The sequence below is a fragment of the Paenibacillus sp. LRG-1 genome, assembly GCF_057220305.1.
This window is the reverse complement of sequence record NZ_CM170126.1, coordinates 4,454,643-4,467,712: the sequence shown is the minus strand read 5'-3', so window position 1 is coordinate 4,467,712 and position 13,070 is coordinate 4,454,643. Positions and strand designations below refer to the sequence as shown.

The 13,070-nt window shown below is 45.4% G+C and carries 8 protein-coding genes; all 8 read left to right on the top strand.

Annotation, left to right across the window (positions count from 1 at the left end; genetic code table 11):
* Window positions 1-128 precede the first annotated feature (128 nt).
* The 8 genes from ACUUJN_RS19695 to ACUUJN_RS19660 all read left to right on the top strand — a co-directional run bounded on the left by ACUUJN_RS19695 (window position 129) and on the right by ACUUJN_RS19660 (window position 13,066).
* The gene (locus ACUUJN_RS19695) at window positions 129-2,282 is read left to right on the top strand and encodes a DUF454 family protein (RefSeq protein WP_484668853.1); all 2,154 of its coding nucleotides are present in this window, start codon (window positions 129-131) and stop codon (window positions 2,280-2,282) included.
* Complete coding sequence (locus tag ACUUJN_RS19690; protein ID WP_028542461.1) at window positions 2,275-3,930, top strand: amino acid ABC transporter ATP-binding/permease protein; 1,656 nt, start codon at window positions 2,275-2,277, stop codon at window positions 3,928-3,930. Before ACUUJN_RS19695 ends, ACUUJN_RS19690 begins: the two co-directional genes overlap by 8 nt.
* A gap of 303 nt (window positions 3,931-4,233) precedes the next feature.
* The gene (gene pulA / locus ACUUJN_RS19685) at window positions 4,234-6,768 is read left to right on the top strand and encodes a type I pullulanase (protein ID WP_484668852.1); all 2,535 of its coding nucleotides are present in this window, start codon (window positions 4,234-4,236) and stop codon (window positions 6,766-6,768) included.
* 231 nt (window positions 6,769-6,999) lie between these two features.
* Window positions 7,000-7,641, top strand: a complete 642-nt coding sequence (locus ACUUJN_RS19680; RefSeq protein ID WP_028542463.1) for a 50S ribosomal protein L25 — start codon at window positions 7,000-7,002, stop codon at window positions 7,639-7,641.
* Between the two features lie 287 nt (window positions 7,642-7,928).
* The gene (locus ACUUJN_RS19675; RefSeq protein WP_484668851.1) at window positions 7,929-9,425 is read left to right on the top strand and encodes a methyl-accepting chemotaxis protein; all 1,497 of its coding nucleotides are present in this window, start codon (window positions 7,929-7,931) and stop codon (window positions 9,423-9,425) included.
* A 182-nt stretch (window positions 9,426-9,607) separates the two neighbouring features.
* The gene (locus ACUUJN_RS19670) at window positions 9,608-10,594 is read left to right on the top strand and encodes a S66 family peptidase (RefSeq protein ID WP_484668850.1); all 987 of its coding nucleotides are present in this window, start codon (window positions 9,608-9,610) and stop codon (window positions 10,592-10,594) included.
* 49 nt (window positions 10,595-10,643) lie between these two features.
* Window positions 10,644-12,305: a LytS/YhcK type 5TM receptor domain-containing protein gene (locus tag ACUUJN_RS19665; protein ID WP_484668849.1), complete on the top strand. Its 1,662-nt coding sequence runs from the start codon at window positions 10,644-10,646 to the stop codon at window positions 12,303-12,305.
* The gene (locus tag ACUUJN_RS19660; RefSeq protein ID WP_013311480.1) at window positions 12,302-13,066 is read left to right on the top strand and encodes a LytR/AlgR family response regulator transcription factor; all 765 of its coding nucleotides are present in this window, start codon (window positions 12,302-12,304) and stop codon (window positions 13,064-13,066) included. The genes ACUUJN_RS19665 and ACUUJN_RS19660 overlap by 4 nt, the downstream gene beginning before the upstream one ends.
* Window positions 13,067-13,070: the final 4 nt, after the last annotated feature.

The following is a 13,070-nucleotide window of genomic DNA, read 5'->3' as shown; positions in this document are numbered from 1 at the left end:
CTTCAAGAGGATTTTTATATGCGTGATTTACATCACATAACAACCTGCTTAAATTGTTTATATTGATAATGATTATCATTATCTATAAAATGAAATCATTACTATTATAACTATTAGGGAGGATTATAGTGAAACCGATCTATATTACCTTAGGGTTTTTATTTTTGGCGCTTGGAGTTATTGGTGTAGTGCTACCGTTGCTACCGACTACACCGTTTCTGCTGCTAGCGACCTTTTTCTTTATGCGGGGGTCCGAAAGGATTCACCAGTGGTTTTCGAATACCGCTCTGTACCAAAAGCATCTAGAGAGTTTTGTTCAAACAAGGTCGTTGAAGCTGTCTACGAAAATCACCACATTGGGCTTAGCGTCAGCGATGCTGATTACAGGCTTTATTTTCACCCCTAATGTGTGGGGCAGAACGCTCATCGTCTTGGTCATCCTTTTTAAATATTATTACTTTATATTCCGAATCGGAACAGTGAGAAACGCTGCAGCAGAAATAACGCCTTCATCTTCACTTGCCCCTACTCCGAAAAAAAGGTCTAAAATGGTCGACAGCCGTCTGCTCGGTCTAGTGGAACATTCTCGGAAATATATCGTCTTGGGTGTGCTTGTGCAGTGGATCGGTCTTTTGGGGAGTATAGCCGCTGTGTTGTCTATGGCCTTTGTTATGCAGCAGGCATGGGAAGGACAAGTGACTCGCAAGCTGATTCTATCTATGACGGTCATTGTTATTACTGCTATTGCAGTTCGCTGTCTGAGCAATTATGCAGCCAGTATGTTATCCTATCGTGCTTCGGTAAATGCTAAAAAAACGCTGCGCTCGCAAATTTACGGCAAGTTGCTCAAAATGGGACCCGCATATACAGATCATACCTCCACCTCGGGGGTTATACAGGTTGCTGTAGAAGGGGTAGAGCAGCTTGAAACCTATTTCGGTAGATACATGCCTCAGCTATTTTACAGTCTGCTTGCCCCCGTAACGTTATTCATCACCCTCTCTTTTGTCAGCTTCAAAGCAGCCATTATACTGTTGATCTGCGTTCCCTTAATTCCAGTGTCGATCATTGTCATTATGAGGATGGCTAAAAAGCTTTTTCGGAAATATTGGGGCAGTTACGTCAATCTGGGCCACAGCTTTTTGGAGAATGTACAAGGTCTGACTACGCTCAAAATGTACGGAACAGACCAGGATAAACATCAGGAAATGAACACAGCAGCGGAGGATTTTCGCAAAATGACGATGAAAGTGCTGACTATGCAGCTTAACTCCGTGGCCATTATGGATCTTATCGCATTTGGTGGTGCCGCTGCGGGTGTACTGGTCGCGGTAAGCGAATATTCTTCAGGCCATATTGGCTTGGCGGGAGCAATCATCATTGTTTTGCTGTCGGCAGAATTTTTCATTCCTCTGCGTCTGCTGGGTTCTTACTTTCATATCGCTATGAACGGAATGGCAGCAAGCGACAAAATATTTCAAATGTTGAGTACTGAGGATCTTATACAAGGACAAGAAAGCATAGAAAACACAGATATTCGACTGGAACAGGTGAGTTTCGCCTACGACGAAAGAGATACCTTACGAAATATATCCATGGATATTCCCCAGGGCAGCTTTGTTTCAATTGTTGGGGAATCAGGCTCTGGTAAAAGTACGGTAGCCGGATTGATCGTTGGGCATCACGAGGGGTATCGAGGAAGTCTGACGATTGGAGAAAAAGAGCTTACCGATATTTCAGAAGGAAGCCGCATGCGTCACATGACCTGGATCGGTTTTAACAGCTATATTTTTAAAGGCACAGTGGAAGCAAATTTAAAAATGGGCAATGAGCACGCGGATGAGCAACAAATGCTGGAAGCTTTGCGACAAGTGAAGCTGTATGATTTTATCCTTTCAGAAGGAGGACTGGAAGCAGAACTGGAGGAGCAAGGGGCAAATCTGTCAGGAGGACAGCGCCAACGGCTAGCACTAGCCAGAGCATTGCTGCATGATAGTCGTGTGTACATTTTTGACGAGGCCACCTCTAACATTGACAGTGAAAGTGAGGAAGGCATTATGGAGGTTATACATGCGCTGGCAGGTCAAAAAACAGTGATTCTTATCTCTCACAGACTGGAAAATGTAGTTCAATCCGACTGTATCTATGTGCTGCAAAACGGTTTGGTGGCAGAATCGGGAACGCATCATGAGCTGTTGAGCCAGCAGGGACATTATGCGGAGATGTATCTCAGTCAACACCGGGTAGAGCAGTTTGTAAAAGGAGGGGCTGTATATGCGTAGACATGGATTACGGATCATGGGCCAATTATTGGTATTGGCGGGACCTCTTTTACCTGTGCTACTCATCACGATTGTTACAGGAGTGCTTGGTTTTGTTTGTGCTATTGGCATTATAGTGTTTGGAGCCCTAGCTCTGCTTACAGCAACGGGCATCACGACAGGCTACACCATGTCGTTTTTGCTGACGGCGATCGTGGTTTGTGCCGTACTACGCGGCGTATTTCGTTATGGCGAGCAAATGAGTGGTCATTATCTCGCTTTCAAGCTGCTGGCTGTACTGCGTGATAAGGTACTTCAAGCCCTGCGCAGACTCGCTCCAGCCAAATTGGAAGGCAAGGACAAGGGGAATCTGATTTCACTCATTACGAGTGATATTGAGCTACTGGAAGTATTTTATGCGCATACGATAGCGCCTGTTATGATCGGCATCATCACTTCACTACTCATGGTGTTTTTTATCGGTTCTTATGAGCCTCTATTAGGCTGGCTTGCTGCGCTTGCTTACCTAACTGTCGGTTTATTTATTCCTTTACTCACGTCACGTATGGGCAAACGTCAGGGGATGGAATACCGAAGTAGCTTTGGCAAGCTGAGCAGTTATTTTTTGGACAGCTTACGGGGTATGAAGGAAATTGTGCAATATGGGCAAGGAGAACAACGTTTGAATGAGATTAACCGTCGTACGGATCAATTGGATGCCAAGCAGAAGGACTTGAAGCATCATGAAGGTATCACAAGAGCCATCACAGATGCGGCTGTAGTTGGATTCTCATTCTTGATGCTGCTGGCTGGATTGTACGGTATGTCTAATGGTCACGTTGACTTTACAGGTATGCTAATTTCTGTCATTGCCCTGTTTAGTTCATTTGGTCCTGTCGTCGCACTGAGCAATTTGTCCAACAATTTGCTTCAAACGCTGGCTAGCGGGGAACGAGTGTTGAGTCTATTGGAGGAAACCCCGGAGGTAGAGGAAAATATCGAAGGGATGAGTGTTGCCTTTACTGGGGCACAAGTAGACAAGGTGACTTTTGCATACGATGGTCAAACGGTGCTGAATGATGTAAGTCTCACGATACCGCATAAGCGGATTTTAGGCATTCAGGGTAAAAGCGGCTCTGGCAAGTCTACGCTGCTAAAGTTGCTGATGCGATTTAGGGACCCGCAGCAAGGTGGAATTTTGCTATCCGGGCACGATTTGAAGGAAATTGGAACCCGACATTTGAGAGGCTTACAGAGCTATGTAGACCAGCATACGTTCCTGTTTGATGATTCAATTGCAGCTAATATCAAAATCGGAAAGCCTGATGCAACGCATGAGCAGGTTGTGGAAGCAGCACGTAAGGCATCAGTGCACGATTTTATTATGACCTTGCCTCAAGGGTATGACAGCCGAGTTGGAGAATTGGGGGACAGGCTGTCCGGTGGAGAACGCCAACGCTTGGGGTTGGCGAGAGCCTTTGTCCATAATGCGCCTCTCTTACTGCTCGACGAGCCTACCAGCAATTTGGACAGCCTGAACGAGGCGATTATTTTAAAATCGTTAAAGGAACAGCAGCAAGATAAAACGGTTGTCCTTGTTTCGCACCGAAGTTCTACCATGCGGATTGCAGACGATATTTTTGAAATGGATAACCGTAGATTGTCCTGACTTTTCTAACGTGTTTTTTAACGTACTTATTTAGCGATAAGTGATGAAATCTAGGAAATTATTGTTATGCTTGAGGGCAAAAGCTGTAGCCTGTTCATGGTTTTGTCATAAAATGGAGTGTGCGTTGAAATGGAAGCGTCATCCTTATTTAAATCATCCAGCTTTTCAAGCTTGTCTTATTTTGATAGCCTATTAGGTGAAGATTTTACAAAATCCTGAGGTATATTGACAAGTCATAAACATCATAAATGATGGATGAACAGAGGCTGTATGCCGATGTACAGAAATGGGTGGTGAACAGGAATGTCAGATTTCAATCAGCTCAAAGAGCTTGAGCACACAACATATCCCATATATGAAGGCTATGATTTGGGTCTTACTTATACGCCTGTGGGCAGCAAGTTCAAGGTATGGGCACCGACTGCGCAGCAGGTCCATATAGCGTTGTATAACGATGCGGGGGTGTACGATCAGGAGGGGAACGTTCAGGAGCACAGCGGTGGTCAGGAATTTCTCATGAGCCGTGATGATCAAGGTGTATGGTCTATAGAGCTGGAAGGGAACTGGAACAAATATTATTACATGTACAGGCTGGAGTGGGCGGACAACACCATTCATTATGCTGCCGATCCATATGCCACAGGGGTATCAGCCAACGGGCAGCGTACAGCGATCATTGATTTGGCTCAAACCAACCCGGACGGATGGGAATTGGATGTGGGGCCTACACTTAAGCGGCCGACAGATGCCATTCTCTATGAGCTTCATGTACGTGATTTTTCGATGGATACCCATTTTAATACGGGGAAAAAAGACTTATTTGCTGCTCAGGGACGGTTTGAGGCCTTTACGTATACGGGATTGAAGGATACTGAGGGGAACAGCATCGGGCTGGATCATCTGCTGGAGCTGGGCATTACACATGTTCATTTGCTTCCAGTAGCTGATTTTCATACGGTAAATGACTTTGCGGAATTAGATACTGAATATAACTGGGGCTATGATCCGCAGCATTATAATGTGCCGGAGGGGTCTTATTCTTCCAATCCGGCTGATCCGAAGACACGCATACGAGAGCTGAAACTGCTGGTACAGTCTTTGCATACTGCCGGCATCGGTGTCATTATGGACGTTGTGTACAACCATACTTATTCGGTGGAACAGGGGCCATTTGAGCCTGTTGTACCTGGATATTATTACCGTACAGATGAACAAGGGCAGCTCACCAATGGATCAGGGGTAGGTAATGAGGTGGCAACCGAACGTCCGATGGTGCGCAAGTATATCAAGGATTCACTACGCTATTGGGCAGAGGAATATCATATAGACGGCTTTCGATTTGATCTGATGGGTCTGATTGATACCCCAACCGTGGTGCAGCTTACGCAAGAACTTCGCTCTGAAGTGCGTTCGGATCTGCTTATCTATGGTGAGCCTTGGACGGGAGGAGAATCTCCGCAACCCTTGCTTACGCTAAAAGGAACGCAACGGGACAAAGGCTTTGCTGTTTTTAACGACAACTACCGTTCTGCTATTAAGGGGGATAGCGACGGTACTGGGAGCGGGTTTGCCACAGGTGCAGAACATCAGGAGGAACAGGTGCTCAAAGGTGCTTTTGGGGCGATTCATGATTTCACAGCTCAGCCATCGGAGACCGTCAATTATGTAACTGCCCACGATAATCTCAATCTGTGGGATAAAATTTTGACGGTAAGAAAATTGCGGGAGCACTGTCGTTTTCCACAATGGGAGCAGGGGAAGCCACAGGATGGGAGGACACCTGAACAAGCTGTTGCCGAAGCAGACCCGTATTGGGAACTGGATGAAAATAACTTGCTAGAGGACGAAACCGTACGCAAGTCCCTGTTAGCTAACGGCATGGTACTCACATCTCAAGGTATTCCTTTTATTCATGCAGGGGATGAACTGCTGCGCTCCAAATGTGGAGACCATAATAGCTACCGAAGCTCAGATGTAGTCAATGCCATCCGTTGGGATAACAAGGCGAGGTTTCGCCCAGTGTTTGATTACTACCAAGGCTTAATTGCTTTGCGACGCAGCCACCCGGCATTCCGAATGGATCATCGTGAGCTGGTGGAGCAGCACATGGAAGTGCTGCAAAGCAGTGGGCATGTGGTGGCTTTTGCTTTGAGGCACCATGCTAACGGTGATGCCTGGAATCATATTGTGGTGATTTATAACGGCTCGGATGCAGAGCAGACGATAGCATTGCCTGCGGAATCGGATCGTTGGCATGTGGTCGTGGACGCACACGGGGCTGGTAATGAGACACGGTATGAAGTCGTAGGCCATCGTGTAACCGTATCACGCTGGTCGATGATGGTGTTATATGATCAGGAAGAACCTGCACGAGTCTCATTTGTGACTGAACAAGATCAGGCTAATCGTCAGGCGGAGAACGAATTGGAAGACTCGGATGAAGGGACAGATCAAGAAATTGCAGGTACAGCCATAGCGTTGACAGATGTCCAGCTTGGAAAAGATAGTGAAGTCGCCCCATTTCGCACGATTGAACTGATCTACGAGCGTGCGGATCGGCAATACACTGGCTGGAACGTATGGGTATGGGGAACGGGGCACCGCGACGGACATGTCGAATTCCGTGATTTGGATGATGGTCGTGCAGTAGCGCGTATTCAGGTGGCTCCTGATATACAGCGAATCGGCTACATTGTCCGGCTTAATCACTGGGATGCCAAGGATGTTGAGGCAGATCGATATATTGATATAGACCCGAACCAGTCTGTGATGCAGGTATTGATTCATAGTGGCAGAGAAGAATATTTGCTACTGGTAAATGATAATCGGGCCGGATAGACTTGTATGCTTGGTCGCTATATACACGAAAGTAGCATTTTTCGATCATTTCGAGAAATGCTACTTTTTTATGCAAACGTGTGTCAGTTTCAGAAAAAAGGGGTAAAATAGAATTATGGACTTGTTTAGTTTTGCCAGCTTGCTGGCTTATATCCTGTAGTACGACTGGTAAACAGGCAAGTTTCTTGGAGGAAAATCATTTGTAAGGTAACCTGAAGGAGGTTGTATATCATGAGTTCTAATGGAGGAAGTATTCAACTGACCGCCCAGCCGAGAACAGAGAAGAAGGGTTCGGCTATTCGTGAATTGAGGTTAAAAGGACGGATTCCAGCTGTGGTTTACGGCTCTGAGCTTGAAGGAACCCCTGTACATGTCGATGCCAAGGAATTTAATAAAGTAGTCAGAACCGGACGTTCAGAGGTGTTTAACCTCACTGTAGAGGGTGGAGAAACCATTCCAGTTATTATTAAAGATTATCAACAGCGTGACAATCAGTGGTTGCATGCCGATTTTTTGAAAATTGCCAAAAACAAACCGCTTCGCGTGCGTGTTTCTATTGATTATCAGGGTACACCTGTAGGTACAAAAACAGGCGGTATTCTGCAAGTTCAGGAAACGGAAGTAGAAGTCGAAGGTCTTCCGGCTGATTTACCATCTACCATTGAGGTGGATGTATCCGCACTGGATGTTGGCGACAAGCTGAGCGCTAGCGACTTGAAACTCCCTAAAGGAGTAACACTGCACGTCCCTGAAGAAGAACTGCTTGCTTCTATTATCGTTCCGCGTGCAGTTGAAGTGGAAAATGCTGCTGTGGAAGGTGATGCAGCGGCAACCGAAGGCGCTAAAGAGGCTTCCGAAAACAAGGAATCCTAATGTTGTCAGTTGGTATATGAACCTTTTCCAATTGCGAAGATCATCAAAAATGAATTCAAAATCGCTCCCTGCTAGGGGGCGATTTTTTGCATTCATTCATTTATTTACGATTACATACTCTTTCCCTTTAAAAGTTGTCCTGTTGTAATTTGGCGATTAAAGGGAATGTGGAGTGTTTGTACGATTTTCATTCACTACGTGTTCTGATATGACGATATATAAAGTATGGCATTTACATTTTTATTTTATAAATACCTAATATATATCTAAGGAGCGCGTACACAATCATGGACAGAACGAGTGAATTGTTGTGGCAAAGAAACAAATTGGTGATCATTATTTTTTGGATTATGGCCTTGAGCGGCATCGTCCCGGCATTATCTAATCCCTCGATGTGGGTATCTAATGGTGTAGGATTTGTAGTCGCGGCAGTTTTAACGATCCTGAATATGAAAAAGAAAGGAATCCGCCTTATTCCGTGGATTACTACGTTTTTTAGCGTATTAATGTGTATATTTTTGAACTTATCTAGCGTCGAGGTAGTGACCACCATATTAATTTGCTCTTTGTTTTTGCTGTATCCGTCTTACCGATATTTTCTGGTAGCTATGACCTTAAATCTCTGTAATATTTTTGTGCAAATAACAATCGGTACGCCCCCAGTTCCCCCAGCTACCGGTTCTTTGCGCTATGTGCATGAGTTTATTATTGTTTTACTCATTGGTTTGCTACTGTTAGTGGTATCGGTATTAAATCAAAAGCAGTTTAAGAAAAGTGAAGAGCAAAATAAAGATATCGATGCTACAAGGCAACGAATTGAATTTCTGTTTGAGCAAGTTAAACAAGCAGTGGCTGGATTGCATAGCTTTACAGAACGATTCAGGAATCAAGTGGATGCTACGGGCAGCGTGACGAATGAAGTCGCTATCGGGTTTCAGGAGGTTGCCAAAGGGGTAGAAATGCAAGCTTCGAATATCACCGAGGTTACGGATAACTTGGCCCAATCTGACCAGCACGTGCGAGAGGTAGCTGATCATTCCCGAGAACTGAAGCAGCTTTCCGAAGATACGAAAAATGCCGGGGACAGAGGGAGTAGTCAACTGCTGGCATTAACGTCTCAAATCAAGGATTTGGGTCAGGTCATGAGTCGTACCAAAGAAGAACTGGACGAGTTTAAAGTACAAAGTGATAGCATGTCTGCCATGCTTAAAGATATTACTCAAATCTCAAAACAAACTAATTTGCTGTCCTTGAATGCATCCATTGAGGCCGCCAGAGCGGGAGAGCATGGAAAAGGATTTGCCATCGTAGCTGGAGAAGTGCGTAATTTGGCTGAAATGGTAGGGAACACCTCGGTAGCGATGGAAGGTATCTTGGCTCAACTGAGAACTCAGATGGATTCTGTCGTAAGTCAATTTGACATGGGACAGCAAAGGCTACAGCAAAGTATGGAATCGGCACATTCGACCGAAATTGTACTGGAGGATATCCTGCAAAATGCCAATAAAGTGTTGCAGCAGGCCGTAGATGTGGAAAACAGTACGAATAGCATGCAGCAATACTCATCTCAGGTTGTTCAAGAAATGACGGAATTTTCAAGTGTAACGGAACAAGCGAGTGCAGCGTCAGAACAAATTTTGGCTGGAGTAGAGGAGCAACGAAATATAACCTCCAATATGGTGACCGGGTTTAGTGAGCTGGAGGCGTTGATTATCCAATTAAAAGAATTGGTACATGATCAGAAGGAGGACAACATTCCTACCGAAATCAGCAAAAGCAAATAACCGAAATGCTTCATTATCGAACTAGAGATCCGGGGATTATCGCTATCTAGCGGTACTCTCCGGTTTTTTACTGTGTTTGAAGAAGGGAAATGAAGATGGGATTTCTAGAAGCTATAATTAGATGGAAGTTGATGGTATAATTTGTGGCAGTTTAAATGCTTTGTAACTAAGGGGGGATGACCATGATCATAGGAAAGCAAGCACCCAAATTAAAAGTTGGAGACGAGATACGTATTCTTTCGCCGTCCAGAAGCTTGTCGATCGTTTCTGAGGAAAATCGCTTGATTGCCCAGCAACGACTGGAGGAGCTAGGGTTTAAAGTGAGTTTTTCGCAACATGTGCTGGAAAATGATGATTTTACATCTTCCTCGATAGAGTCCAGAGTCGCAGACTTGCACGAAGCTTTTGTCGATCCAAAGGTAAAGGGCATCCTGACTTCAATTGGGGGCTATAATGCCAATCAGCTCCTTACCCATCTTGACTATGAACTGATTGGAGCTCATCCTAAACGATTATGTGGTTATTCGGATATAACAGCGTTAAGCCATGCGATTTATGCAAAAACGGGGCTTATCACGTATGCAGGACCTCATTTTTTGACGTTTGCCATGTTGCGAGGAAATGATTATACGACGGCGTATTTTCAAAGGTTGATGTTGGAAGAGGGCAGCATTCAAATCCAGTCTTCGTCGGAGTGGAGTGACGATACTTGGTATCTAGATCAGGATCAAAGAAGCTTTTACCGCAATGCGGGTCCGTATGCGATTCATGAAGGTGAAGCAACGGGTACGATTGTGGGGGGAAACTTGTGTACCCTGAATTTGTTGCAGGGGACTCCGTATATGCCGAGTCTGGAAGGAAGCATTCTATTTGTTGAGGATGATTACGAAAGCTCTCCCGCTACGTTTGACCGGGATTTGCAATCACTGTTGCACCAGCCTGGATTTGATCAGGTTAAGGGGATCATCATAGGACGATTTCAGCAGGCGTTGCATATGACAGAAGAATTGCTGCGGCAAATCATTAGCTCGAAAAGAGAATTGGCCTCCATTCCAGTGATTGCAGATGCTGATTTTGGTCATACTACGCCGCAGTTTACATATCCGATTGGTGGGAAGGCTAGCATCCATGCCCGTAATGGCAGGGTGAGTACTGAAATATGTGAATAATTAACACAACTTATGTAGGCATATCCGTTTTTATTTGGGAGGAACGCAGGTGAACGCCTTGTTGGAAATGCTGATGCAGCTATTTGAGCGCGCAGCGTTGTTACTGATTTGTTTATTTTTTATTACACGTATCCCGCGGTTTAAGGAAACCTTGCAAAAGAACAGCCATTCTCCGGCAGAGCTGGCCATATTAACATTGATCTTTTGTATGTTTGCGCTGTTCGGCACCTACACCGGGATTGAAGTAGAAGGTTCGCTTGTTAACGTTCGAATCATTGCAATTATGGCGGGCGGTATTTTGTTCGGACCATGGGTTGGGATCGTTACAGGTATTGTATCAGGTATCCATCGTTATCTAATTGATATCGGGGGAGTGACCTCGATTCCGTGTCTGATTACGAGTATTTTGGCAGGTGTGGTGTCAGGATACATCGGCCGCCGGGTCAACCGTTCCAAGAGATGGCTAGTCGGTATCGCCGCAGGTATGGTCTGCGAAGCATTGACGATGCTGCTCATTCTGGTGATGGCACAACCCCATAACCTTGGAGTGGACATCGTTTCCAAGATTGGTCTACCGATGATTATCGGAGAAGTCAGTATCGGTTTAATCGTTCTGTTGATCCAGAGTGTGGAGGGGGAAAAGGAGAATATCGCGGCCAGACAGGCCAAGCTGGCACTGGACATTGCCAATAAGACGTTGCCTTATTTCCGCTCCATTAATGCGGAATCCTTACACACCATTTGTTCGATCATAAAAGAAGATATCAAGGCAGACGCGGTGGCGATTACGGATACCAGAGATGTGCTGGCCTATGTCGGTTTTGGCGAAGAGCGTTATCACATCGGAGATGAGATCATTAGCGATGTGACTAAAACGACGATCCGCAGCGGTAAAATCACGATCCGCAACCATATTGCAGACGATAAAACACCCCAAATCCAGTCTCTGCTCATTATCCCGTTAGAGGAGCGCGGAGAAGTAACCGGCACGTTGAAGATTTATTATCGCAAAGCTTATAAAATCACGTATCCGTTGCAGACGATGGCGATTGGCTTGTCTCAAATCATTTCCACGTTAATGGAAGTGTCACGTGTGGAGCAAATTAAGGAAGCCGCGAATAAAGCCGAGCTAAAGGCGCTCCAAACGAAAATTAATCCCCATTTTCTGTTTAACGCGCTGAACGCCATTGCCTCTACGACACGCACCAAGCCGGATAAGGCACGAGAGCTGATCATTAATTTATCGGGCTATCTGCGCTATAATTTGGAACTGAATGATGATTTGATCGAAATTCATAAGGAGCTTCAGCAGGTGTCTGATTACGTAGAAATTGAAAAAGCACGCTTCGGCAACCGACTTCAGGTAGAGTATGTAATGGATGAGGTGTCTGTGCGTATTCCAAGTCTTATTATCCAGCCCCTGGTTGAGAATGCGATTAATCATGGAATTCTCAAGAAAAAAGGATCAGGTACAGTAACCATTTCTGTAAAGGATCGTGGAGAAAAGGTGCGCATTTCTGTAGCAGATACCGGGGTAGGTATACGGGATGATGTTGTGGATAACCTGTATCATGATCGGGTTCCGGCTAAACAGATCGGCTTGTACAATGTGCACAGACGACTCAAGCTTATGTACGGTGAAGGAGTTATTATTCTGAAGCATGAACCGGGCACCAAAGTTTATTTTGACATACCAAAGGAGAAGTCATGAAGGCCATAATTGTAGAAGACGAGCTTCCGGCGCGTGAAGAGCTGGAGTATCTTATTCAGACTCATAGCAACATTGAGGTGACCGATAGTTTCGAGGATGGGCTAGATGTGTTTCGGTTTCTGCAAGATCAGGAGACGGACGCGATCTTTCTGGACATTAACATTCCTTCATTGGACGGGATGCTACTGGCACAGAACATTAGCAAATTTGCCAAAAAGCCCTATATTATTTTTACGACCGCCTATAAAGAACATGCGGCGCAAGCCTTTGAGCTGGAGGCGTTCGATTACATCCTCAAACCATATGATGAAAAAAGGATCGCATCTATGCTGCGTAAGCTGGAAAATGCTTATGAGCAGCAGAACGTTCCAATACAGGAGCCTGTCCAGACGGCGCAACCCCGAGCTGCTGAAGCCAGCACAGTTGCTGCGCCAGGTCGTATTAATCTGCTGAAAAATGACAAAATCATCGTAACGGATGCGAACGATATTTACTATGCGTGTGCGCAGGAAAAGGTGACCCGTGTCTTTACAAGGCACGAAGAATATACGATGCCGATGAGCATTTCGGAATTTCATGCCCGGCTGCCGCAGCAGGACTTTTTCCGCTGTCACCGTTCATACACGGTGAATCTATCGCAGATCCGTGAAATTGTACCTTGGTTCAACCATACGTATCTCCTGCGTTTGCGTGGACTAGAAGCAGAGATTCCGGTGAGCCGTAGTAAAGCCAAGGAATTTCGGCAAATTATGCGACTTTAAAGGC